The organism is Streptomyces sp. NPDC091377 (assembly GCF_044757045.1).
Classification (GTDB): Bacteria; Actinomycetota; Actinomycetes; order Streptomycetales; family Streptomycetaceae; genus Streptomyces.
On the sequence record NZ_JBIVUE010000011.1, the window covers coordinates 34,066 to 57,734 of the forward strand.

Annotated in this window: 19 protein-coding genes and 1 riboswitch; of the genes, 15 read left to right on the forward strand and 4 right to left on the reverse strand. The window is 70.4% G+C overall.

Features of this window, described 5'->3' with window-relative positions; translation table 11 throughout:
• Positions 1–210 precede the first annotated feature (210 nt).
• The 6 genes from fxlM to ACIQNG_RS23520 all read left to right on the forward strand — a co-directional run bounded on the left by fxlM (position 211) and on the right by ACIQNG_RS23520 (position 7,346).
• Positions 211–1,434 (forward strand): methyltransferase, FxLD system, encoded by a 1,224-nt coding sequence (gene fxlM, locus ACIQNG_RS23495; RefSeq protein WP_401487547.1) that lies wholly within the window; start codon positions 211–213, stop codon positions 1,432–1,434.
• A gap of 53 nt (positions 1,435–1,487) precedes the next feature.
• Positions 1,488–1,682: an FxLD family lanthipeptide gene (locus ACIQNG_RS23500; protein ID WP_401432188.1), complete on the forward strand. Its 195-nt coding sequence runs from the start codon at positions 1,488–1,490 to the stop codon at positions 1,680–1,682.
• Positions 1,683–1,768: 86 nt separating this feature from the next.
• Positions 1,769–4,825 carry a lantibiotic dehydratase gene (locus tag ACIQNG_RS23505; protein ID WP_401487549.1) on the forward strand — a complete coding sequence of 1,019 codons (3,057 nt, stop codon included), beginning with the start codon at positions 1,769–1,771 and terminating at the stop codon, positions 4,823–4,825.
• Positions 4,822–6,045: a lanthionine synthetase C family protein gene (locus ACIQNG_RS23510; protein WP_401487551.1), complete on the forward strand. Its 1,224-nt coding sequence runs from the start codon at positions 4,822–4,824 to the stop codon at positions 6,043–6,045. The genes ACIQNG_RS23505 and ACIQNG_RS23510 overlap by 4 nt, the downstream gene beginning before the upstream one ends.
• On the forward strand, positions 6,027–7,085 hold the full coding sequence (locus tag ACIQNG_RS23515; protein WP_401487553.1) for a thiopeptide-type bacteriocin biosynthesis protein: 1,059 nt from the start codon (positions 6,027–6,029) through the stop codon (positions 7,083–7,085). The genes ACIQNG_RS23510 and ACIQNG_RS23515 overlap by 19 nt, the downstream gene beginning before the upstream one ends.
• Positions 7,086–7,133: 48 nt before the next feature.
• Positions 7,134–7,346, forward strand: coding sequence for a hypothetical protein (locus tag ACIQNG_RS23520; protein ID WP_401432194.1), 213 nt, complete (start codon positions 7,134–7,136; stop codon positions 7,344–7,346).
• Positions 7,347–7,592: 246 nt separating this feature from the next.
• On the opposite strand, the gene ACIQNG_RS23525 is transcribed toward ACIQNG_RS23520, so the two are convergent.
• The 4 genes from ACIQNG_RS23525 to gcvT form a co-directional block, all read right to left on the reverse strand.
• The gene (locus ACIQNG_RS23525; protein ID WP_401487555.1) at positions 7,593–8,960 is read right to left on the reverse strand and encodes an L-serine ammonia-lyase; all 1,368 of its coding nucleotides are present in this window, start codon (positions 8,958–8,960) and stop codon (positions 7,593–7,595) included.
• A gap of 57 nt (positions 8,961–9,017) precedes the next feature.
• Positions 9,018–10,301: a serine hydroxymethyltransferase gene (gene glyA, locus ACIQNG_RS23530; protein ID WP_401487557.1), complete on the reverse strand. Its 1,284-nt coding sequence runs from the start codon at positions 10,299–10,301 to the stop codon at positions 9,018–9,020.
• Positions 10,302–10,323: 22 nt separating this feature from the next.
• Positions 10,324–10,704 carry a glycine cleavage system protein GcvH gene (gene gcvH / locus ACIQNG_RS23535; RefSeq protein ID WP_401432203.1) on the reverse strand — a complete coding sequence of 127 codons (381 nt, stop codon included), beginning with the start codon at positions 10,702–10,704 and terminating at the stop codon, positions 10,324–10,326.
• A 184-nt stretch (positions 10,705–10,888) separates the two neighbouring features.
• The gene (gene gcvT / locus ACIQNG_RS23540) at positions 10,889–12,007 is read right to left on the reverse strand and encodes a glycine cleavage system aminomethyltransferase GcvT (RefSeq protein ID WP_401432206.1); all 1,119 of its coding nucleotides are present in this window, start codon (positions 12,005–12,007) and stop codon (positions 10,889–10,891) included.
• A gap of 176 nt (positions 12,008–12,183) precedes the next feature.
• Positions 12,184–12,279, reverse strand: a riboswitch (glycine riboswitch).
• A gap of 220 nt (positions 12,280–12,499) precedes the next feature.
• Between gcvT and ACIQNG_RS23545 the strand changes: the two genes are divergently transcribed.
• From ACIQNG_RS23545 to ACIQNG_RS23585, 9 genes are all read left to right on the forward strand, one after another.
• Positions 12,500–13,168 carry an AAA family ATPase gene (locus tag ACIQNG_RS23545; protein WP_401432209.1) on the forward strand — a complete coding sequence of 223 codons (669 nt, stop codon included), beginning with the start codon at positions 12,500–12,502 and terminating at the stop codon, positions 13,166–13,168.
• Between the two features lie 1,280 nt (positions 13,169–14,448).
• Positions 14,449–15,252, forward strand: coding sequence for an enhanced serine sensitivity protein SseB (locus ACIQNG_RS23550; protein WP_401432212.1), 804 nt, complete (start codon positions 14,449–14,451; stop codon positions 15,250–15,252).
• Between the two features lie 116 nt (positions 15,253–15,368).
• Positions 15,369–16,172, forward strand: a complete 804-nt coding sequence (locus tag ACIQNG_RS23555) for an enhanced serine sensitivity protein SseB C-terminal domain-containing protein (protein WP_401432215.1) — start codon at positions 15,369–15,371, stop codon at positions 16,170–16,172.
• 364 nt (positions 16,173–16,536) lie between these two features.
• Positions 16,537–17,541 (forward strand): ABC transporter permease, encoded by a 1,005-nt coding sequence (locus ACIQNG_RS23560; RefSeq protein ID WP_401432218.1) that lies wholly within the window; start codon positions 16,537–16,539, stop codon positions 17,539–17,541.
• Positions 17,542–17,611: 70 nt separating this feature from the next.
• Positions 17,612–19,411, forward strand: coding sequence for an ABC transporter substrate-binding protein (locus ACIQNG_RS23565; protein ID WP_401432221.1), 1,800 nt, complete (start codon positions 17,612–17,614; stop codon positions 19,409–19,411).
• 109 nt (positions 19,412–19,520) lie between these two features.
• Positions 19,521–20,519, forward strand: coding sequence for an ABC transporter permease (locus ACIQNG_RS23570; RefSeq protein WP_401432224.1), 999 nt, complete (start codon positions 19,521–19,523; stop codon positions 20,517–20,519).
• Entirely contained in the window at positions 20,516–21,610 is a 1,095-nt protein-coding gene (locus ACIQNG_RS23575; RefSeq protein ID WP_401432227.1) for an ABC transporter ATP-binding protein, read from the forward strand. The genes ACIQNG_RS23570 and ACIQNG_RS23575 overlap by 4 nt, the downstream gene beginning before the upstream one ends.
• Positions 21,607–22,896, forward strand: a complete 1,290-nt coding sequence (locus ACIQNG_RS23580; RefSeq protein WP_401487561.1) for an ABC transporter ATP-binding protein — start codon at positions 21,607–21,609, stop codon at positions 22,894–22,896. The genes ACIQNG_RS23575 and ACIQNG_RS23580 overlap by 4 nt, the downstream gene beginning before the upstream one ends.
• A 63-nt stretch (positions 22,897–22,959) precedes the next feature.
• On the forward strand, positions 22,960–23,625 hold the full coding sequence (locus tag ACIQNG_RS23585) for a trimeric intracellular cation channel family protein (RefSeq protein ID WP_401432230.1): 666 nt from the start codon (positions 22,960–22,962) through the stop codon (positions 23,623–23,625).
• Positions 23,626–23,669 lie beyond the last annotated feature (44 nt).

Below are 23,669 nucleotides of genomic sequence, written 5' to 3' on the forward strand. Positions count from 1 at the left end.
CTCCCGAGGCGGCTGTTGTCTGCTGCGGCGATGGGCACGCCTTGTGACTCACAGGAGGCCGCACGACCCGGCGCAGCGTATTCCGGCCAGCCCCTGTTGTTTGCCGTGGAAGGCCGACGCCCGCCGATAGCGTCCCGGCGTGGTGGCATCGACGGCGCTCCGCCGGGCGTTCCTCCCGCCCCGAACAGGTACGAACGAAGGACACCCCTCATGACCCACACGACGGTCGACTCCGACGAGGCCGCACGGCTCCGCAACGAGGTCGTGGACCAGTTGGTCGCCGACGGCGCGATCTCCTCCCCGGAGGTCGAGGCCGTGATGCGGAAGGTCCCCCGGCACGCGTTCGCCCCCGAGGCGACCCTGGAGAAGGCGTACGCCCCGTACGCGGCTGTTATCACCAAGACGGATGAGTACGGCGTCCAGCTCAGTTCGGTCTCCGCGCCGCAGATCCAGGCGATGATGCTGGAGCAGGCCCGGGTTCGACCCGGGATGAGGGTGTTGGAGATCGGCTCGGGCGGTCTGAACGCGGCATACCTCGCCGAGCTGGTCGGGGAAGCGGGCGACGTGGTCACCGTGGACATCGACTCCACCGTCACGGACCGGGCCCGCCGGCTGCTGGACGAGCACGGCTTCGGCCGGGTCCGAGTGGTCTGCGTCGACGCGGCGGAACCCCTGGACGACCTCGGTACGTTCGATCTCGTCATGGTGACCGCCGGTGCGTGGGACGTTCCACCCGCGTGGACCGGGCGGCTCACTCCCGGTGGGCGCCTGGTGGTACCGCTGCGGATGCGCGGGCTCACCAGGTCCGTGGCCTTCGTCCGTGTCGGCGACCACTTGGAGAGCGAGTCCGCGTTCGTCTGCGGGTTCGTCCCTATGCAGGGCTCGACCGCGCACCAGGAGGAACTGCTGCTCGTCGCCGGGACCCCGGAGATCGGGCTGCGGTTCGACGACGGACTGCCCGCCGATCCGAGCCTGCTCGACAACGCCGTCACCACCCCGCGGGTGGAGCTGTGGACCGGAGTCGACGTCGGCCGCGGCGAACTCGTGGACACGCTCCAGATGCATCTGGCGATCACGTTGCCCGGTTTCTGTGTCATGACGGTCGACCCCGACCTGGACACCGGGATCGTCGCCCCTTCGAACAAGTCCTTCTCCCTCGCCGCCGTGGACGGGGCCGACTTCGCCTATCTCACCGTTCGCCCGACCAAGGACGACAGGGGCGTCGAGTACGGCGTCCACGCCCTCGGCCCGACGGCCTCCGGCTTCGCCAAGACCGTCGCGGACCACCTCCGTGACTGGGCCCGAGACCGACGCGGCGGCCCCAACCCGGTCATCCGCGTCTATCCGGCCGGTACCCCCGACGAGCAGATCCCGGCCGACCGGGTCATCGACAAGGTGCACAGCCGGATCTCCCTCGCCTGGCCCCCGGCGTAGCCACCGGGGACCAGGTTGTCCCGCACCACTTCAGAAGAGAGGAAGGGCATGGCATGACGAACGCCACCCTGGTTCAGACCGAACCGCCTATGGCTTGCGACGAGGACGACTTCGCCCCGCTCGACGTACGGGTCGTCATCGCGGAACACCCTTACGGCAAGCTCATGTGCTCCACCGGTGACGGCTGCGGACCGACCTGTCAGGGCGGGGCTTCGGCCTGTAACTCGTTCGTGGAGGACTCGGCCTGACCCGGCACCTCCGGTGGACCGGCCCGCCTTCGGTCCGGTCCACCGGACCGTTCCCCGCTCACGCGCCGCCCGAAGGGTTTCCTCTCATGACCGCCGCCACCGGGGCCAGCCACCAGTGGCAGGGCGTGGCCCTGCTCCGCGCCACCACGAGCACGGGCGCCGCCGACCTGCCCCGCGCGCTGGACCTGGACAACACCGTGCTCCTCCACGGCTGGCTCGCCCGGACTTGGCAGCGCGAGGACGTACGGGAGGCTCTTCGGTTCGCCGCGCCAGTGCTGTGCGAGACCGTTGAGGCCGTGGTCGAGGGACGGCAGACTCAGCCCCGGAAGATCCGTCGGGCCGTGCTCTCGGTCGCTTCCTACCTCCTGCGCTGGCAACACCGCCCGACACCCCTCGGTCTGTTCGCCGGTACGGCCCTGCTCCTCGTCGGGTCGGACCCCTCGGTGAGTTGGGGTACGAAGCCGAAGACGACGGTCCGAGCCGACGCCGACTGGCTCACCGAGATCATTCAGCGCCTCCAGGCAAGCCCCGGGCTCCGCGACCGGCTGCCCGTGATGGCCAACGCCCCGGTCCGGATACGCGATGGACGGCTCGTCGCTCCCGGCTCGCCCACCGACGCCCATGCGTCGCATCTGGCGCCGGAAGAGATAGCCGTGTGGAACACGCGCTCGCTCGTGGCTGCGATGGAGACGGCCCGGCATCCCATCCCGTACCGGGACCTGTGTGAGCGCCTCCGCACCCGGTTCCCACGGGCCGCCGCCGAGCAGATCGACACCCTGCTGCAAGACCTCGTCTCGCACCACCTCCTCATCACGAGCCTGTGGGCACCCATGACCAGTGTCGACGCCTTCGATCACCTCTGCACCGAGCTGAGGAAGGCCGACGCCGAGACGGTGGACGAGGTCCGGGAACTGGTGCGGGAGCTGTACGCCCTTCACTCGGAGCTGTCCGGCACGCAGGCCGACCATGCGCCCCTCGGCGCCACGATCGCGCGGATGCAGACGGTCTCCTCAGTCACCCAGACCCCGGTTCTTGTCGACACGGCCCTCGACTGCGAGGTCCGGATCCCCCAGCAGGTGGTGGACGAAGCCCAGCGCGTAGTCGCGGCGCTCTACCGGACCACCCCGCAGCCGTACGGCTACCAGCACTGGCGCGACTACCACCACGAGTTCCTGGCCGAATACGGCACCGGAACGCTCGTCCCCGTATTGGATCTGGTGTCGGACACGGGCCTCGGCCTTCCCGCCGGCTACACCGGATCAGTCCGCGAGCGAGCACCGAAGCAACTGACGGACCGGGACGGAGTCCTTCTCCGCATGGTTCAGGAGACCGTCATGGCGGGCCGGGACGAGGTGGTCCTCACCGATGCCGTGACCGAGACTCTGGCCAAAGCCGCGGGCACCGACGGCCGGACGCTCGTCCCTCGCGTGGAAGTCGCCTTCGAAATCCACTCCGCCTCGACCGCGGCGCTCGCCAGGGGTGACTTCCAGCTCCTGGTCACCGGCGTACCGAGACCAGGCAGCAGCATGGCCGGCCGCTTCGCTCACCTGCTCCCCACGGAGCATCGGGACGCGCTGGCCGCCACGTTCACGGACAGCACCGGCGCGGTTGCCGCGCAGCTCAGCTTCGCTCCCCGCCGACGCCGCAACGAGAACGTCGCCCGCGTTCCGCGCCTGCTCTCCCACGTGATCCCGCTCGCCGAGCACCGTGAGCCGGACGGCGGCGCTATCCCACTGACCGATCTCGCCGTCACCGCCGATGACCGCAGCTTCCACCTTATCCAGGTTTCCACCGGCAGGCCGGTCACCGTACGGGTCCCGCACGCCCTTGAAGCTGCGGTTCAGACACCGCCGCTGGCCCGGTTCCTCGCCGAGATCGCCACTGCCCGGCACGCTGTCTACAAGCCGTTCGACTACGGTGCCGCCGCTCGCCTGACCTACCTTCTTCGAATCCGCTACCGACGTACCGTCCTCGCCCCAGCCCGCTGGCTGCTCGCCGCCCAGGACCTCCCGGGCCAGACTGCCACGACGGCGGAATGGGACCACGTCTTCGATGCCTGGAGGGAGCGGCTCCGCGTCCCGGAACGCCTCACCATGGCCGAACACGATCAGCGCCTCCCCTTGGACCTGACCCACCCCGTCCACCGCCACATCCTCCGCACGCATCTCAACGGAGCCGGTCGCCTGGTTCTGCGCGAGTCACCCGGCACCGATGCCTATGGCTGGATCGGCCGTGCCCACGAGGTCTGGCTACCGCTCTGCACGGCCCCTGGGGAAGACGACGGCCAGCGCCCTGCACGAACCTCGACCGTCCTGGTCGCCAAGTGGGAAGTCCACTTACCGGGTGCCGGTACCGTCCTGCTCGCCCGGATTCACGCCCACCCCCGGCGCTACGACGAGATCCTCGTTCGGCACCTGCCCCGCCTCCTCGGCTGCTTCGGCTCCACCCCGCCGATGTGGTGGTTCACCCGCCGCTCCGAGTCCGCGCCGCACCTGGACCTCATCCTCGACATCGAACCCGGCATGTACGGTCCGGCGGCCGGACACGTCTATGAGTGGGCCCGCTCCCTTCACGGCAAGTCGCTGGTCTCCCATCTCACCCTGACGGACTTCCGCCCACACCCGGGCGAGTACGGTCACGGACCGGCACTGGACGCCGCGCACCGGCTCTTCGCCGCCGACTCAGCGACCGTCCTCGCCCAGATCCGACTCACCGACCAGAACTCCGACCTCTCCCCCCAGGCCCTGGCAGCGGCCAGCATTTTCGACCTCGTACAGAACCTCGCCGCCACTCCCGAACATGGGGAGGACTGGTTGATCGAGCGCACACCCCAGCGAAGTGGGCGACTGGACCGCAGCCTGCGCGAACAGACGCTCAGCCTCTCCGCCCCGGGAGACCGGGCCGCGCTCGCAGCCCTCCCTGGCGGCACCGAGGTCGTAGAGGCATGGAGCACCCGTGCCACCGCCGTCCGCACCTACCGGCGAGCCCTGATCGACCAGCGCGGGCCCCTGAACACCGCCCGCTCGCTGATCCATCAGCACCACGCTCGCGCCCTCGGCCCGGACACCACCACCGAAGCCACCACATTGCGACTTGCCCGGACCGTTGCGCTGTACCACCGACACCGGAGGCAAACGCCATGACGGCCCTCGCCGCCGAGCTCCTCCTCCGGCTCACCGACCGCCTGGCCGACCCCGCCCCGACACCTGTGGACGAACCCTGGCGAGCCCAGTCCCTCGCCGAAGGTTCAGCGGGAATCGCCCTGCTCCACATCGAACGCGCCCGCCTCGGCCAAGCCCCGTGGAAGCACGCCCACCACTGGATCACCCAAGCGGTGGCCGGAGAGGTCAGCGCCGCCGATACCACCGGACTCCTCCTCGGGGCGCCGGCCGTCGCCTTCCTCCTCAGCACAACGCCCCCGTCCGTCGAGCATCTCTACGCCGACGCACGGGCCACCCTGCACCGGCACATCACCCAGCTCGCCCACCGCCGGACCGACGCCGCGCTCGAACGAATCCACCAGGGAGAACCGCCTTCGTTCGCCGAGTACGACGTCTTCTACGGACTCACCGGAATCGGCGCCTACCTCCTCCGCACCGACCCCGGAGGTACGGCCCTGGAACGAGTCCTCGGCTACCTGGTCGCTCTGACCCGCCCGCTCGGCGAAGACCATCGCGGCCTTCCCGGATGGTGGGTCGACCACGGCCCGAACCGCGAGCACTCCGCCGACTTCCCCGGCGGGCACGGCAACCTCGGCGTCGCCCACGGCATCACCGGCCCCCTGCTCCTCCTCGCCCAGGCCCTCCGCCGGGGCGCCACCGTCCCCGGTCAGCCCGACGCCATCCGTACGATCTGCGACCACCTCGACACCTGGCAGCAGCAGGCCGAAACGGGCCCCTGGTGGCCGGAGCACCTCACCCGCCGCGACCTCACCACCGGTTACCCCCACCAGCCCGGCCCCGCCCGCCCGAGCTGGTGCTACGGCACCACCGGCATCGCCCGCGCCGGGCAGCTCGCCGGCATCGCCCTGAACGACACAAGACTTCAAGCCGCCCACGAAGACGCTCTCCACCGGGCACTGACCGACCCCGCCCAGCTTGCGAGTGTCACCGACAACGGTCTCTGCCATGGATGGGCGGGCATCTACCAAACGGCCGTCCGGGCCGCCCATGACGCGCACGACCCCCGTCTCCGCGGTCTGTCCGCTCTCCTCGGTCCCGCTTTCCGGGCTCACGCGCGCTCTGCCGGAGACCGTAACCCCGGCTTCTTGAACGGTGACGCGGGCACGGCGCTTGCCCTGACCACCCTTACTACCCAGCAGACCCCGACCTCGGGATGGGACGCATGCCTTCTGATCGACTGACCTGGACCGATCCGTCCCAGGCCACGGAAGCGGTCCTCGACGTGCTGGCCGGAACTGGGATCTCGGAGGCCGCCCGCAAGGCAGAGATGGACCCGGCCGACCTCACCGACGCCGTCGAGCTCTTCCGGCGCGCAGGGACCGAGGCCCTCCGGAACAGCTCGGCCGACTCCGAGTGGTGGCAGGTGAACCTCCACTTCGCGGAGTGGAGGATGGCCGAGTTCTCCTTCCTGGCCGCGATCATGCCCCTCCTGCGCACTGCCGAGGCCGCAGGTGACATCGACGGCTGGTGGTACACGCGCAAACACCCCTGCTGGCGCCTCCGCATCCGGCTCACTTCCACGGGCCCGGCGGCAAGAGCCACGCTGGCGGCCGGCTTCGACCGGCTCAGTGCCCCGGCCCAGGGCTTCCTCGAACGGTGGTGGACCGGCATCTACGAACCGGAGACCACGGCCTTCGGTGGCCCGGCCAGCATGACGGCCGCGCACCACCTGTTCGTCGTGGACAGCCGGGAAATCCCTCGTATCGACGACCGCCACGACATTGCCCTCGGCCGTCGAGAACTGTCCGTCTTCTTCTGCACTTTGATGATGCGCGCCGCCGGCCTCGAATGGTACGAACAGGCCGACGTCTGGCACCGCGTCATCACCGACGAACACCGCACCCCGGTCAACCCCATGTCCCCAGAGAGGCTGGAGGCCATCACCGAGGACATCGGAACCCTTCTCCGAGCCGAGCAGAACAGCCTGCTGGGCCCAGGCGGATCGCTCGAACCCGTCAAGGAATGGGCCGAAGCCTTCGGGGGGACCGGCAAGTCGCTCGCCGAGGCCGCCCGGCTCGGCACACTCGACCGCGGGCTGCGCCGGATCCTCAGCCTTCATGTGATCTTCCACTGGAACCGGATGGGGCTGACCATGCACTCTCAGGGCGTCCAGGCTCTGACCGCCCGCACCGCGATCCTGGGCCATTCGCAGGATTCATCCCGGCCTCCGAAGACTCTTCCGGAGGGTGAGGGAGTTCCGCCTGCTCGGAGCCAGCAGTGAGGGGCACCCGGACACCGAACCCCGGTCCTGTCCGTACCGGATGCCCTCGTGCGCACCACCCCGGTCACCTCGGCCGAAGCCGACGCCTGGATCGCCACCCTCCACCTCCAGCACGCCGAGCACGGCCCGGACGCGAGCTGGACCGTCCGCCGCACCCCCGCCAGCCGGCCGTGGACCCTGCACCACCCGGCCCTCGCCCTCGACTACGCCGCCGAAATCCTCCGGGACCTCCGGCGAACCGCCCCGGAGACCCGCAGATGACCCGACCCGAACATCTGCGGGACGAGGCCGAGTTGTCGCGGCAGCCTGCCGCGAGCGCAGTGACAGCGCGGCATCGGTTCCCGCTGTTCTTGGAGTCCTGCTCCCGGCATGGGGTGGGGCATTTCACGGTGGGCGTGGCCGTGTCCCAGGGCCGATCCACGGACTTTCCGCCATGCAGGCAGGGAAGGACCTGACGGCGCCGAAAGATGAAAACGCGCTGGTCAGGGCCCACCCGTCATGACGGGCTCAGCACTCGATGATGTTCACCGCAAGACCGCCCCGCGCGGTCTCCTTGTACTTGACCGACATGTCCGCGCCGGTCTCCTTCATGGTCTTGATGACCTTGTCCAGGGACACCTTGTGGCTGCCGTCGCCGCGCATGGCCATCTTGGCGGCGGTGACGGCCTTCACCGCGGCCATGCCGTTGCGCTCGATGCACGGGATCTGGACCAGGCCGCCGACCGGGTCGCAGGTCAGGCCCAGGTTGTGTTCCATGCCGATCTCCGCCGCGTTCTCCACCTGCTCCGGGGAACCGCCCAGTACCTCCGCCAGCGCGCCCGCCGCCATCGAGCAGGCCGAGCCGACCTCGCCCTGGCAGCCGACCTCGGCGCCCGAGATGGACGCGTTCTCCTTGAAGAGCATGCCGATCGCGCCCGCCGCGAGCAGGAAGCGGACGACGCCCTCCTCGTCCGCGCCCGGCACGAAGTTGACGTAGTAGTGCAGCACCGCCGGGATGATCCCCGCCGCGCCGTTCGTCGGGGCCGTCACCACCCGGCCGCCCGCCGCGTTCTCCTCGTTCACGGCCATCGCGTAGAGCGTGATCCACTCCATCGCCAGGGCCTGCGGGTCACCCTCGGAGCGCAGCTTGCGGGCGATCGCCGCCGCCCGGCGCCGTACCTTCAGACCGCCCGGTAGGATGCCCTCACGGGCCATACCCCGCGCCACACACGCCCGCATCACCTGCCAGATCTCCAGCAGGCCCGCGCGGATCTCGTCCTCGGTCCGCCACGCCCGCTCGTTCTCCAGCATCAGCGAGGAGATCGAGAGCCCCGTCTCCCGCGTCAGCCGCAGCAACTCGTCACCCGTGCGGAACGGGTACTTCAGGACCGTGTCGTCCAGCCGGATGCGGTCCGCGCCCACCGCGTCCTCGTCGACCACGAAACCGCCGCCGACCGAGTAGTACGTCTTCGACAGCACCTCGGCGCCCGAGGCGTCGTACGCCCACACGGTCATGCCGTTCGCGTGGTACGGGAGCGTCTTGCGGCGGTGCAGCTTCAGGTCACCGTCGTAGGAGAACGGGATCTCGTGCTCGCCCAGCAGCCGCAGCCGGCCGCCGGACCTGATCTCCTCGACCCGCTCGTCGGCCCCCTCCACGTCCACCGTGCGTGGCGAGGCACCCTCCAGACCGAGCAGCACCGCCTTGGGGGTGCCGTGGCCATGGCCGGTCGCGCCCAGCGAGCCGAACAGCTCGCAGCGCACCGAGGCCACCGAGGGCAGCAGCTCCTCATTGCGCAGCCGCCGGGCGAACATACGCGCCGCCCGCATGGGGCCGACCGTATGGGAACTGGACGGGCCGATACCGACCGAGAACAGGTCGAAGACCGAGATGGCCACGGGAAACCTCCTGAGGGGGTGGGGGACGCACGACGTCGGGCGCCCCCCACCACGGAACTACTTGTCCAGACGGTCCGGGCTGCCCAGACCGGGGTACAGCGGGTGCTTCTCGGCCAGCGCGGTCACCCGGGCCCGCAGCGACCCCGCGTCGTACGACGGCTTCAGCGTCTGCGCGATCACATCCGCCACCTCGGCGAAGTCCTCGGCGGTGAAGCCGCGGGTGGCCAGCGCCGGGGTGCCGATGCGCAGACCCGAGGTGACCATCGGCGGGCGCGGGTCGTTCGGGACGGCGTTGCGGTTGACCGTGATGCCGACCTCGTCGAGCCGGTCCTCGGCCTGCCGGCCGTCCAGCTCCGAGTTGCGCAGATCGACGAGGATCAGATGCACGTCCGTACCGCCGGACAGCACATCCACCCCGGCCTCGCGCGCGTCCGGCGCGGTCAGCCGCTCGGCGAGGATCCGGGCGCCGTCGACCGTACGCCGCTGGCGCTCCTTGAACTCCTCGCCCGCGGCGACCTTGAAGGACACCGCCTTCGCGGCGATCACATGCTCCAGGGGGCCGCCCTGGAAGCCCGGGAAGACCGCGGAGTTCAGCTTCTTCGCGAACTCCTTCGTCCGGGCCAGGATGATCCCGCCGCGCGGACCGCCGAGGGTCTTGTGCGTGGTGGAGGTGACGACATCGGCGTACGGCACCGGGTTGTCGTGCAGCCCCGCCGCGACCAGACCGGCGAAGTGCGCCATGTCGACCCACAGGTACGCGCCGGTCTCGTCGGCGATCCGGCGGAACTCGGCGAAGTCGAGCTGGCGGGGGTACGCCGACCAGCCCGCGATGATCACCTTCGGGCGGTGCTCCTTGGCGAGCCGCTCGACCTCGGCCATGTCGACCAGGCCGGCGCCGTCCACGTGGTACGCGACCACGTCGAACTGCTTGCCGGAGAAGTTCAGCCGCATCCCGTGGGTGAGGTGGCCGCCGTGCGCCAGGTCCAGGCCGAGGATGGTGTCCCCGGGCTGGGCCAGCGCGAACAGCGCCGCCTGGTTGGCGGAGGCGCCCGAGTGCGGCTGGACGTTGGCGTACTCGGCGCCGAACAGCTCCTTGACCCGGTCGATCGCGAGCTGCTCGGTGACGTCGACGTACTCGCAGCCGCCGTAGTAGCGGCGGCCCGGGTAGCCCTCGGCGTACTTGTTGGTGAGGACCGAACCCTGCGCCTCCATGACCGCGACCGGGGCGAAGTTCTCGGAGGCGATCATCTCCAGCGTGGACTGCTGGCGGCGCAGCTCGGCGTCGACCGCGGCGGCGACCTCGGGGTCGAGCTGGTGCAGGGGGGTGTTCAGGGCAGTCATCGGTTCAGTGACTCCTCGGTCCTCAGCCGGCGGAAAAGGCGGTGTACTCGTCGGCGGAGAGCAGCTCGGCCGGCTCGTCCGTGATCCTGACCTTGAACAGCCAGCCGCCCTCGAAGGGGGCCGAGTTCACGAGCGCCGGGTCGTCCACGACGTCCTGGTTGGACTCGACGACCTCGCCGCTGACCGGCGAGTAGAGGTCGGAGACCGACTTGGTGGACTCCAGCTCGCCACAGGTCTCACCGGCGGCGACCGTCGCACCGGCCTGCGGGAGCTGGGCGTAGACGACGTCGCCGAGGGCGTTGGCCGCGAACTCGGTGATGCCGACCGTGGCCACACCGTTCTCGTCGGTGGCCGACAGCCACTCGTGTTCCTTGCTGTAACGCAGTTCCTTGGGGTTGCTCATGACCTGAATTCTCCTGTACGCGGATGACTGCTGAAAAAGCCGGGAAGAGCTGGTGAGGGCGCCGAGCCTGGTGCCGAGCAGGGCGCCGGGCAGAGCGCCGGGCGGAGCCGGGAGGAGCCGGGAAGACCGGGAGGACCGGGGAAGGGCACTCGGGCGGGGAGCGCGCCCCCGGGCCGGCCGGCCCTTACTTCTGGCGCTTGTAGAACGGCAGCGCGACGACCTCGTACGGTTCGTGGCTGCCGCGGATGTCCACCCCGACCCCGGCCGTGCCCGGCGCGGCGTGCGCGGCGTCGACGTACGCCATGGCGATCGGCTTGCCCAGGGTGGGGGAGGGGGCGCCGGAGGTGACCTCGCCGATCACCGTGCCGTCCGCGACCACCGGGTATCCGGCGCGCGGCACCCGGCGGCCCTCGGCGACCAGGCCGACCAGCACCCGCGGCGGCTCGGTCGCGGCCCGCTCGGCCGCCTCGGCGAGCGCCCCGCGCCCGACGAAGTCGCCCTCCTTCTCGAACTTCACCACCCGGCCCAGCCCGGCGTCGAACGGGGTGAGCGCGGCCGTCAGCTCATGCCCGTACAGCGGCATGCCCGCCTCCAGGCGCAGGGTGTCCCGGCAGGACAGCCCGCACGGCACCAGACCGGCCCCGGCGCCCGCCTCGGTCAGCGCCTCCCACAGCGTGACGGCGTGCTCCGGCTTCACGAACAGCTCGAAACCGTCCTCGCCGGTGTACCCGGTACGGGCGATCAGCGCCGGGACCCCGGCGACCGTGCCGGGCAGCCCGGCGTAGTACTTCAGGTGGTCCAGGTCGGCGTCGGTCAGCGACTTCAGGATGCCCGGGGACTCCGGGCCCTGGACGGCCAGCAGCGCGTACGCGTCGCGGTCGTCGCGGACCTCGGCGTCGAAGCCGGCGGCCCGCTCGGTGAGGGCGTCCAGCACCACCTGGGCGTTGGAGGCGTTGGCGACCACCAGGTACGACGTCTCGGCAAGGCGGTAGACGATCAGGTCGTCCAGGATGCCGCCGTCGGCCTGGCAGATCATGGTGTAGCGGGCCCGGCCGACGCCGACGCCGGCGATGTTGCCGACCAGGGCGAAGTTCAGCAGGGCGCCGGCCTGCGGGCCGGTCACCGCGATCTCGCCCATGTGGGAGAGGTCGAACAGTCCGGCCCGGGTGCGGACGGCGAGGTGCTCGTCGCGCTCGGAGCCGTAGCGCAGCGGCATGTCCCAGCCGGCGAAGTCGGTCATGGTCGCGCCCAGCGAGCGATGCAGGGCATCGAGTGCGGTGCGCCGGGGTTCGGCACTGCTCATCGGCGGTCTCCCAAGGGACGGGGAAGGCGAGGTCGGGTCCTTGAGGGCCCCCGTTCGGGTTCCCCAAGATCCTCCCCATCTGTCATCGGAACCTGAGAGGTTCGCCATGACCGGGCACGGTCACGGTTTGCACCTTGGGTGGGGCCGCGCGGCGGCGGCCCGCTTTTCAGATGTGCCTCGCCCGCGCGGTACGGGGCCTGAGAGATTCAAGGGAGGGACTTGCTCCTTCGGCGCCCCGGTGCAATGTCCGGGGACTCTCCCGCGCGGATTCAAACGGCCGGTATGCAGTTGGCGGGCTCATCATTGCACGCATCTCTGCGGCGGGGGAGGGGGAGCCTCACGGGGGGTCTCGCACGACACGGTCGAGGGACAGCGCTCTGTAGCAGCCTTGTTGCGCGATGCGTACGGAAATACGAGACACCGCGAATTACCTTCTCTTTACACTCGACGGGGAGGGGATCTCGTGAACCGCCCCAGGGGAGGACGATCACGGTGAACAGGATCACGGCGTACGCGACCACGTCCGGCGTCGCGCTGCCCGAGCAGCCGGGTGCCCCGGCCCGGGAGGCGTGCGCCGCGCCGCCCGCCCCCGTCGTCCGCGACTTGCGCGCACGGGGCGGTCGCAGCCCGCGCGCCCTGCTCTTCGGCCCCCGCGACCTCGTGGTGGTCACCGGACTGCCCGGCAGCGGCAAGTCGACCCTCATGAAGCGTGCGGTCACCGCCGCCCGGATCGACTCCCAGGACAGCCGGGACCGCTGGGACCGCCGCGTCCCGCGCTTCCTGCCGTACGCGGCCTACCGCCCCCTGGTCCGGCTCGCGCACTACGCCGGACTGCGCCGCGCCCTGCGCACCGGCAAGGGTGTGGTGGTGCACGACTGCGGCACCCAGGCATGGGTGAGAGCCTGGCTGGCCCGCGAGGCCCGTCGCCGGGGCGGCATGCTCCACGTCCTGCTGCTCGACGTCACCCCCGAGCAGGCCCTGGAGGGCCAGCGCGAACGCGGCCGGGGCGTGTCCCGCTACGCCTTCCGCAGGCACCGCCGGGTGGCGGCCCGCCTGACCCGCCGGGTGGAACGCGGCGACCTGCCCGGCGGCTGCGGCTCCGCAGTCCTCCTGGACCGCGACGCGGCCAACACCCTCCACCGAATCGGCTTCACAGGCTGACCCTCGGAGCGACGGGGGCGGCGGGCCTGCCGGGGCGGCGGGGCCTGCGGGGTGCCGGGGGCTGCGGGCGCTGCGGGGGTGCCGGGGGTGCCGGGGGCTGCGGGGGTGCAGGGCCCCGGGCCTCCCGGGCGCCTCGGGCCCGCCGGGCTCAGGGTCTCCCGGGCTCCTCGGGATCCCCGAGCCCCCTGGCCGCCGAGCCCCGTGCCCCCCGGGCCCCGGGATCCCCGAGCCCGCCAGGATCCCCGCGCTTCCCGGGCCCCCGGGCCCGCCGGGCTGCTCCCCGACCCTGGCTCCGGGTCTCCCGGGCTCCCCGGTCCTCCGGCCCCCGGCCCTCCGAGGGGGAGCGGCCCGTCGGGCTCAGGCTGGCCGACCCGGTCCACCGGACCCGCCCAGGCCCGCGCCCCGGCTACCCCCGCCCCTCGGGGCCCGCACCTCGGCGAGCGGCCCCGATTCCGCGGCACGGTCGTCAGGCCAAAGACCGGCGCCCCGCCCCAAGGCCCACCCGCCGGGCCGGACCCAGCCGTAGCGCTCGGGCCTTGGGCGCCAAGCTTCCTGGGGCGGCCGTCTCGGTCTGGCTGGTGGACGCCAGGTCTCCGTGGCCGCCGCCGAGCCGGGAGGTGCGTCCCGCGCCCAGGCCCACCCTCGCCGTCTCCAGACGCCGCGTCGGGGGTGAGTGACTCCCATCGAGCGGTCAGGCGGTCGGGTCCCTGGCGTGCGTGCCGGGTCCCGAAGCTGATCGCCTGGTTCTCCGGGGCTGATCGGCCGGTCCCCGGGGCTTGGTGGCCGTCCTGGGGCCTGAGCCGCCCGCCCGGCTCGGGACAGTCGACCCGGCCGGCACCGGCGGACGGTCGGCGGGACTAGAGGATGGCCGGCCCGGTCCCGGGGACGCCCAGCCTGGTCCGGGGTGGCCGCCCCCCCAACGGGGAGTCGTCCGGAGTCGAAAGAGTCGCCCGGTCAGGGGAAGCCGTCCGGAGTCGGGGGAGCCCTCCGGCCCAGGGAGTCATCCGGAGCTGAGGGAGCCCCCAACCAGCGGAGCCCTCGAGTCGAGGCAGCCTCCCGATCAGGGGAGCCCCCCCCAGAGCCGAGGCACCCCCAACCATGGCGCCCCCCAGACCCAAGTCCCCCCCCGCCAAGTCCCCCCCGCCAAGCCACCCCCCGGCCCAAGCCCCCCCGGCCCCCCCATACCCCACACCCCCCACCCGCCCCCGCGCCCCCTCCTCACCCGCTAGCCTTTTCAGTTCGGAGCAAGTGGTACGTGGTACTCGGCAGGCGGTAGGCAGATGGACTTCCCGGCGGACCTTCCCGCGGACTTCGCGGCGGGGGCTCACCCGCACGCGCACGGCGGCTGGCCCGGCAATGAGCTGGAGGAGGTGCTGTCGGCCTCCCTCGGGGTGCCGACGGCGGGGGCGCGGATCGTGGAGGTGCTCGGCCGCAGCTTCCTGTGGGTGCCGCTGCCCAGCGGCGGCGGCCCGCACAGCGGCCCCCTGGATCTGCCCACCACGGAGATCGAGGGCCAGGCGTACGTGCCGGTGTTCAGTTCGGAGCAGCAGTTGCGTCAGGTCGCCGGCGCGCAGATGTCGTTCACCGTCGCGCCCGCCGTCGAGTTCGCGCGCGGACTGCCGCCGCAGGCCGGGATCGTGGTCAACCCCGGCGGCGTGGTGGGGCTCCCGCTGCCGCCGCCCGCCGTGGCCGAGCTGTGCCGGGCGGGCCGCACCCCGCTGGACGGACCGGCGGGCGGCGGCCGGGTCCGGCTCTTCGAGCCCGACTGGCAGGACGACCCGGTCGACTTCCTCGCCGCCGCCGCGGCCGAATTCGCCGCGCTGGGCGTCGTCCTGACGGCCCGCCGCTGTCTGGCCGTCGTCGAGACCGAGGCCCCGGCCCTCTTCGTCGGCGTCGAACTCACCCAGGGGGAGGGCGACCTCGGCGGCGACTTCAGGGAATCGCCGCTGGAGGCCCTGGAACGCGCCCTGACCGCGCACCCCGTGACCTGGCCGGTCAACCTGATCCTCCTGGACGTGGCCCAGGATCCGGTGGCCGCCTGGATGAAGCAGCAGGTACGGCCGTTCTACCAACGGGCCCTGTGAACCGCGAGCGGCCGGAACCCACCGCACTCGCGCGACGGCACCAGTCCCGGAGTCGCCGCGCGGCCGTAAACTAGGGTCACGGTCGAAGAGGGCGTAACGAAGGGGCGGTAAACCCAGTGAGCACCAGCGGCACTGCCGCAACCGGCCAGGTCGAACACACCCTGCGTCAAGTGTCGCCGGGTCGCTATGACACCTACGAGGCCCTGCTGCGCGCCCTGGCCACCCCCTCCGCCGGTCAGATCTGGATGCTGCTGTGGCACGGCCAGTCCGGCTCCCCCGACGCCCAGTACGGGAACATGGAGGTCGACGGCCACGCGTACGCCCCCTGCGTCACCTCCGCCCAGGAGCTGTCGGCCAGCGGCTGGAACCGCTCGTACGAGGTGGTCGAAGGGCTCGACGTGGCCCGCACCCTCTACCCCGACCACTACGGCCTGTGGCTCAACCCGCACGCGCCGGGCGGCGGGGTCGGGGTGCCCTGGCTGGATCTGCGGCGTATCGCGACCGGACTGGACCGGCAGCCGGCCGGCCCGCTGCGGCTGTCCGAGCCCGGCATCGAGGTCCCCCAGTTCTACGCGCTGCTCGCGCAGAACGCCCACCGCACCCAGGCCCTGCGCTCACTGCGCCGCGCCTGGGTGCAGCCCGCGCTCGGGGCGCCGTATCTCGCCATCGGTCTGGATGTCTACGACACCTCGCCGACCGCCGTGGACGCGGTGCGGGCGATGATGCAGCAGTCCATCGGCGCCTGCCCGGACGGGCTGCCGGTGTCGACGGTCGCGATGTCCGACGAGTACTGCCCGGTCGCCATGTGGATGCGGGCCAACGCCCGCCCCTTCTACGACCGCGAGGCTCACGCCCCCGCGCAGGCCCCCGCACACGCCCCGGCCCCCGGCTACGGCTACCCTCAGCCACGACCGTACTGATCACCGCCTTCACCACGCCTGCCCATTCCTTGGACAGCGCTGTCCCGAGCACCGGGCCGAGGACCCCTCTGCGCGCGTAGACGTGACTGGAAATGATCGGTCGCGCACCATATGCCCGATTGGATCCGTGTCCGACCCCCGTCAACGATGGTCCGGATAACGGAACTCCCAGGACAGCATCACGTTTACGCATCCATTCACCGCCAAGTCTGGCTACAGATCGCCAAAGCGTTGAAGACTCCCGCTCCAGGGGAGTCCGCCCGGGTGTTCACCCCGGTGCCGCCCCTGAGTACGACGGACTGATGACGCCGCTACCGCGGCAAGTGCGGGCCGGCTACCGCCGGTTGAGAGGGGTCCCTGCCAGATGACGGCACCATTGCACGAGCCGACCGCCGAGGCGGCCCCGAGCGCGGCCGAGGAGGCGACGGCAGTCAGCGGCGCGAAGGCCGTACAGGGCAGATCCCTGGGTCGGATCGCCTGGGAGCGCCTCAAACGCGACAAGCTCGCGCTGGCCGGCGGCGTCCTCGTGCTCCTGCTCATCCTGGTCGCCGTGCTGGCCCCCGTGATCACCAGCCTCGCCGGGCAGGACCCCGAGTCCCATCACGAGGACCTGATCGACCCGCTGTTCGGCACCCCGACCGGCTCCTTCGGCGGCATCAGCGGCGACCACTGGCTCGGCGTCGAGCCGGTCAACGGCCGCGACATCTTCGCCCGCATCGTCTACGGCGCCCAGATCTCCCTGCTCGTCGGCTTCCTGTCGGCCCTGGTCGCCGTCGTCCTCGGCACCGTCCTCGGCATCCTGGCCGGCTTCTTCGGCGGCTGGGTCGACTCCGTCATCAGCCGGGTCATGGACGGCCTGCTGGCCTTCCCGCAGCTGCTCTTCATCATCGCGCTGGTCTCCGTCATGCCGAACGAGATGCTCGGTCTCACCGGTACCGGGGTGCGCCTGTTCGTGATGATCCTGGTCATCGGTTTCTTCGGCTGGCCCTACATCGGACGCGTGGTACGCGGCCAGACGCTCTCCCTGCGCGAACGGGAGTACGTCGAGGCCGCCCGCTCGCTGGGCGCGGGGCGGTTCTACATCCTGTTCAAGGAACTGCTGCCCAATCTCGTCGCCCCGATCATCGTCTACACGACGATGATGATCCCCACCAACATCCTCACCGAGGCAGCCCTCAGTTTCCTGGGTGTGGGCGTCAAGCCGCCCACCGCCTCCTGGGGACAAATGCTCTCCAGCGCCATCGACTACTACGACTCGGACCCCATGTACATGGTGATCCCGGGCGTGGCGATCTTCATCACCGTCCTGGCGTTCAACCTCTTCGGCGACGGCGTGCGTGACGCGCTCGACCCCAAGGGCTCGCGCTGAAACCGGCGTACCCCCAGCGACCCGTGGCTCTGCACGGGATCTCTCATCACAACCCGGAGGATCCGAGATCGTGACTACCCAACGCACCCCCAGGCGGCGCAAGCAGGCCCTGGCCGCTGCCGCGGTGGTCGCCGCGCTGCTGACCACGGCGGCGTGCGGCGGCGGCGGTGGCAACGACAACGGCGGCGGTTCGAAGAACGGCGCGGCCGGCTTCGACGCGGCCAACAACAAGGTCGCCCAGGCCGAGCAGGCCAAGAAGGGCGGCACGCTGAAGTTCGCCGCGGCCCAGGACGCCGACTCGTGGGACACCACGCGCGGCTACTACGGCTTCATGTGGAACTTCTCCCGCTACTACTCCCGTCAGCTCGTCACGAACAAGACGGAGCCGGGCAAGGCCGGCGCGGAGATCACCCCCGACCTCGCCACCGCGGTCGCCGAGGTCAGCGACGACGGCAAGACCTACACGTACACCCTGCGTGACGGTGTCACCTGGGAGGACGGCAAGCCGATCACGTCCAAGGACGTGAAGTACGGCATCGAGCGCCAGTGGGCGCAGGACGTGCTGGCCGGTGGGCCGGTCTACCTCAAGGACGTCCTGGACCCCGACGGCGAGTACCCGGGCCCGTACAAGGACAAGTCCGCCGACAAGCTGGGTCTGAAGGCCATCGAGACGCCGGACGACAAGACCATCGTCTTCAAGCTGCCGAAGGCCAACTCGGACTTCGAGGAGATGCTCGCGCTGACCTCGGCGTCCCCGGTCCGCCAGGACAAGGACACCAAGTCCAAGTACGGTCTGAAGCCGTTCTCCTCCGGCCCGTACAAGTTCGAGTCCTACGACCCGGGCAAGTCGCTGGTGCTGACCCGCAACACCAACTGGGACCAGGGGTCCGACCCGGTGCGCAAGGCGTACCCGGACAAGGTCACGGTGAACTTCTTCACCAACGCCAACGACATGGACGCCCGTCTGATCAACGGCGACTTCGACCTGGACCTGAACCAGACCGGCATGTCCCCGCAGGGCCGCACCACCGCCCTGAAGGAGCACAAGGCGAACCTGGACAACCCGGTCTCCGGCTACATCCGCTACGCGGTCTTCCCGCAGAGCGTCAAGCCGTTCGACAACGAGGCGTGCCGCAAGGCCGTCATCGTCGGCGCCGACCACGTCTCGCTGCAGAACGCGCGCGGCGGCCCCATCGCCGGCGGTGACATCGGCACCAACATGCTGCCGCCGTCGGTCCCGGGCTCCGAGGGCCAGGCGTACGACCCGTACAAGCTCGCGGGTGACAACAAGAGCGGCAACGCCGCCGAGGCCAAGAAGCTCCTCAAGGAGTGCGGCCAGCCCAACGGCTTCAAGACCACCATCGCGGTCCGCAACAACAAGCCGGTCGAGGTGGCCACCGCCGAGTCGCTCCAGGCGTCCCTGAGCAAGATCGGCATCGACGCCGAGATCGACCAGTACGACGGCTCGCAGACCGCCGGCATCATCGGCAGCCCCTCCAACGTGGAGAAGAAGGGCTACGGCATCATCATCATGGGCTGGGGCCCGGACTTCCCGTCCGTCCAGGGCTACGGTCTCCCGCTGTGGGACAGCGACTACATCCTTGAGTCGGGCAACAACAACTACGCCCTCATCGAGGACAAGACGATCGACGGCCTGTTCGACGACTACGTCAACACGCTGGACGACGCCGGGAAGACCGACATCGCCAAGCAGATCAACCACAAGGTGATGGAGGGCGGCTACTACCTGCCGTTCGTCTTCGAGAAGTTCCTCAACTGGCGCTCCGGCCGACTGGCGAACGTCTACACGTCCGACGGCTACAGCGGCATGTACGACTTCGTCAACCTCGGCCTGAAGGCCGAGAAGTAGTCCCGGTCCACCCGCCGTACGGCACGAAAGGCAGGTGAAGGCCGGCGTGGCTGGGCCGCGGACCACCGGATGACCCCGGTGGTCCGCGGCCCGCCGCGGGCCGAGAGCTGTGCTCACTTACCTCATCAGGCGGCTGTTCGCCGCCGCTGTGATGCTCGTGGTCATCGTCATGGTGGTCTTCAGCATCTTCTTCCTCGTCCCCAAGTGGGCGGGCGTCGACATCGCCACGAGCTTCGTGGGCAAGCAGGCCGACCCTGCCGCGGTCGAGGCCGTGCGGACCAAGCTGGGCCTGAGCGAGCCGGTGTACGTCCAGGTCTGGGAGTTCTTCAAGGGCATCTTCGCGGGCCGCACCTACGCGGCCGGCGGCGATGTCACCCAGTGCTCCGCGCCCTGCTTCGGCTACTCCTTCCGCAGCGAGCAGGCCATCTGGCCGGTGCTCACCGACCGCTTCCCGGTGACCCTGGGACTCGCGCTCGGCGCCGCGGTGCTGTGGCTGCTCATCGGTGTCACGGCGGGTGTCGTCTCGGCCCTGAAGCGGGGCAGCCTGTGGGACCGCGGCGCGATGGTCGTCGCCCTCGCCGGTGTCTCCCTGCCGATCTACTTCACCGGCCTGCTCAGCCTCGCGATCTTCTCCTACGGGCTCGGCTGGCTGGACGCGCAGTACGTACCGTTCGAGGAGAGTTTCGGCGGCTGGTTCGGCGGCATGCTGCTGCCCTGGATCACCCTGGCGTTCCTCTACGCGGCGATGTACGCCCGGATCACCCGCGCCACCATGATGGAGATCCTCGGCGAGGACTACATCCGCACGGCCCGCGCCAAGGGCCTGCGCGAGACGGTCGTCATCCGCAAGCACGCCATGCGCTCCACGATGACCCCCATCCTGACCATGCTGGGCATGGACATCGGCGCCCTGATGGGCGGCGCTATCCTGACCGAGACCACCTTCAGCCTGCCCGGCCTCGGCCAGGCCGTGCTCTCGGCGATCAAGAACCAGGACCTGCCGGTCATCCTCGGCGTCACCCTGATCACTTCTCTCGCGGTGCTCATCGCCAACCTCGTGGTGGACGTCCTGTACGCCGTGATCGACCCCCGAGTGAGGCTCGCATGACCGAACTGAGCAAGAGCGGCGCCGCCGTGGGCGAGCCCGTCTCCGCCCGGGCCCCGAGCGCCTTCCTCGACGTACGCGATCTCAAGGTGCATTTCCCCACCGACGACGGCCTGGTCAAGTCCGTCGACGGGCTCAGCTTCCAGCTGGAGAAGGGCAAGACCCTCGGTATCGTCGGCGAGTCCGGCTCCGGCAAGTCGGTGACCAGCCTCGGCATCATGGGCCTGCACACCGCGGGCCAGTACGGCAAGCGCAAGGCGCGGATCTCCGGCGAGATCTGGCTCAACGGCACCGAACTGCTGTCGGCCCCCGCCGACCAGGTCCGCCGGATGCGTGGCCGTGAGATGGCGATGATCTTCCAGGACCCGCTCTCCGCGCTGCACCCGTACTACACGATCGGCCAGCAGATCGTGGAGGCGTACCGGATCCACCACGACGTCGACAAGAAGACCGCGAAGAAGCGCGCGGTCGAGATGCTCGACCGGGTCGGCATCCCGCAGCCCGACAAGCGGGTCGACAACTACCCGCACGAGTTCTCCGGCGGTATGCGCCAGCGCGCGATGATCGCGATGTCGCTGGTCAACAACCCCGAGCTGCTCATCGCGGACGAGCCGACCACCGCCCTGGACGTCACCGTCCAGGCGCAGATCCTGGATCTGATCCGGGATCTTCAGAAGGAGTTCGGCTCCGCGGTCATCATCATCACCCACGACCTGGGCGTCGTCGCCGAACTCGCCGACGACCTGCTGGTGATGTACGGCGGACGCTGTGTGGAGCGCGGCCCGGCCGAGAAGGTGTTCTACGAGCCCCGCCACCCCTACACCTGGGGACTGCTCGGCTCCATGCCCCGTCTCGACCGCGACCAGCAGGAACGCCTCGTCCCGGTGAAGGGCTCCCCGCCCTCGCTGATCAATCTGCCGTCCGGCTGCGCCTTCAACCCGCGCTGCCCCTACGCGGACATCCCCAAGGACGATGTGACCCGTACGGTCCGCCCCGAACTGTCCGAGATCGGCAGCCGGCACTGGGCCGCCTGCCACATGTCGAAGGAGCAGCGGGAGCGGATCTGGATCGAAGAGATTGCGCCGAAGCTGTGAGCGACAACAGCGAGAACAGCGAGAAGGCAGTGGACAACCCCGTGAGCATCCCCGCGCAGAGCCAAGGTGCCACCCTGACCGCGGACCCCGCCCCCGGCGAGGTCCTGCTCAAGGTCAGCGGGCTCCAGAAGCACTTCCCGATCCGCAAGGGCCTGCTCAAGCGGCAGGTCGGCGCCGTCCGCGCGGTCGACGGCCTGGACTTCGAGGTGCGGTCCGGGGAGACCCTCGGTGTCGTCGGCGAGTCCGGCTGCGGCAAGTCGACCATGGGCCGGCTGATCACCCGGCTCCTGGAGCCGACCGCCGGGACCGTGGAGTTCCAGGGCAAGGACATCACCCACCTCGGGGTGAGCGGGATGCGCCCGCTGCGCCGCGACGTCCAGATGATCTTCCAGGACCCGTACTCCTCGCTGAACCCGCGCCACACCATCGGCACCATCGTCGGCGCCCCCTTCAAGCTCCAGGGCGTGACGCCCGAGGGCGGTGTCAAGAAGGAGGTGCAGCGGCTGCTGTCGGTCGTGGGGCTCAACCCGGAGCACTACAACCGCTACCCGCACGAGTTCTCCGGCGGTCAGCGCCAGCGCATCGGCATCGCCCGCGCGCTCGCCCTCAACCCCCGCCTCGTGGTGGCCGACGAGCCGGTCTCCGCGCTGGACGTGTCGATCCAGGCGCAGGTGGTCAATCTGCTGGACGACCTCCAGCAGGAGCTGGGCCTGACGTATGTGATCATCGCGCACGATCTGTCCGTCGTCCGGCATGTCTCGGACCGGATCGCGGTGATGTACCTCGGCAAGATCGTGGAGCTGGCCGACCGTGAGCTGCTCTACAAGTCGCCGATGCATCCGTACACCAAGGCGCTGATGTCCGCGGTCCCGATCCCGGACCCGGCGCGCAGGTCGGCCAAGAGCGAGCGGATCCTGCTCCGCGGCGACGTGCCCTCGCCGATCTCGCCGCCGAGCGGCTGCCGCTTCCACACCCGGTGCTGGAAGGCGACGGAGATCTGCACGACCCAGGAGCCGCCGCTGATCGAGCTGCGCCCCGGGCAGCAGGTGGCCTGCCACCACCCGGAGAACTTCGAGGACCAGGCCCCGCAGGACACCGTCCTGCTGACCGCGGCGAAGGAGGCGGCCGAACTGGTCGCCGACGAGGTGCTGGCGGAGTCGGCGGAGACGAGCGCGGCGGTCGCGAATGCGGTGGCCGAGGAGGCTTCCACCGGCGAGGCTTCCTCTGCTGAGGCTTCTGAGGCTTCCACCGGTGACGCTCCTTCCCAGGGGACCGGCGAGAAGTAAGCCACAGCCAGCCCCCGCCTTGTTTTGCAAGGCGGGGGCTGACGCATGGGTAAGAATAGAAGGGTGCTCGAACCGTTCTTCAGCCCATCCGTCCAGCACACGCTCGACCTGATAGGCATCTTCGTCTTCGCCATCTCCGGCGCGCTGCTGGCCGTGCGCAAGAACTTCGACGTCTTCGGCATCGCCGTCCTCGCCGAGGTCACGGCGCTGGGCGGCGGGCTGTTCCGGGACCTGGTGATCGGCGCGGTGCCCCCGGCGGCCTTCACGGACCTCGGCTATTTCCTCACACCACTGGTCGCGGCCCTACTCGTGATCTTCCTCCACCCCCAGGTGGAGCGGATCCAGACCGGGGTGAACGTCTTCGACGCCGCGGGCCTCGGCCTGTTCTGCGTGACGGGCACGACCAAGGCGTACGAGTACGGACTCGGCCTGCACGCGGCGGCGGCCCTCGGTCTCGCGACCGCCGTGGGCGGCGGTGTCCTGCGGGACGTCCTGGCGAACGAGGTCCCCTCGCTGCTGCGCTGGGACCGCGACCTGTACGCCGTCCCCGCGATCGTCGGCGCCGTCATGGTCGCCTTCTTCCTCCGCTACGACGTCCTCACCCCGCTGACCAGCAGCCTCGCGGTGATCACGGCGTTCGCGCTGCGGCTGCTGGCGCTGCGGTACCACTGGCGCGCACCGCGGGCGTGGAACCGCCGGTCGACGGTACGGGAGGAGGAAGGGGCGTGAGGAAGGGGAGTGAGGCGGGGTGTGAGGCGGAGGTGTGAGGCGGG

Excerpts from the sequence above, each read along its gene's own strand:
- fxlM (WP_401487547.1), top strand. The coding sequence starts at position 211 with ATGACCCACACGACGGTCGACTCCGACGAGGCCGCACGGCTCCGCAAC.
- ACIQNG_RS23500 (WP_401432188.1), top strand. The coding sequence starts at position 1,488 with ATGACGAACGCCACCCTGGTTCAGACCGAACCGCCTATGGCTTGCGAC.
- ACIQNG_RS23505 (WP_401487549.1), top strand. The coding sequence starts at position 1,769 with ATGACCGCCGCCACCGGGGCCAGCCACCAGTGGCAGGGCGTGGCCCTG.
- ACIQNG_RS23510 (WP_401487551.1), top strand. The coding sequence starts at position 4,822 with ATGACGGCCCTCGCCGCCGAGCTCCTCCTCCGGCTCACCGACCGCCTG.
- ACIQNG_RS23515 (WP_401487553.1), top strand. The coding sequence starts at position 6,027 with ATGCCTTCTGATCGACTGACCTGGACCGATCCGTCCCAGGCCACGGAA.
- glyA (WP_401487557.1), bottom strand. The coding sequence starts at position 10,301 with ATGACTGCCCTGAACACCCCCCTGCACCAGCTCGACCCCGAGGTCGCC.
- gcvH (WP_401432203.1), bottom strand. The coding sequence starts at position 10,704 with ATGAGCAACCCCAAGGAACTGCGTTACAGCAAGGAACACGAGTGGCTG.
- gcvT (WP_401432206.1), bottom strand. The coding sequence starts at position 12,007 with ATGAGCAGTGCCGAACCCCGGCGCACCGCACTCGATGCCCTGCATCGC.
- ACIQNG_RS23550 (WP_401432212.1), top strand. The coding sequence starts at position 14,449 with ATGGACTTCCCGGCGGACCTTCCCGCGGACTTCGCGGCGGGGGCTCAC.
- ACIQNG_RS23560 (WP_401432218.1), top strand. The coding sequence starts at position 16,537 with ATGACGGCACCATTGCACGAGCCGACCGCCGAGGCGGCCCCGAGCGCG.
- ACIQNG_RS23575 (WP_401432227.1), top strand. The coding sequence starts at position 20,516 with ATGACCGAACTGAGCAAGAGCGGCGCCGCCGTGGGCGAGCCCGTCTCC.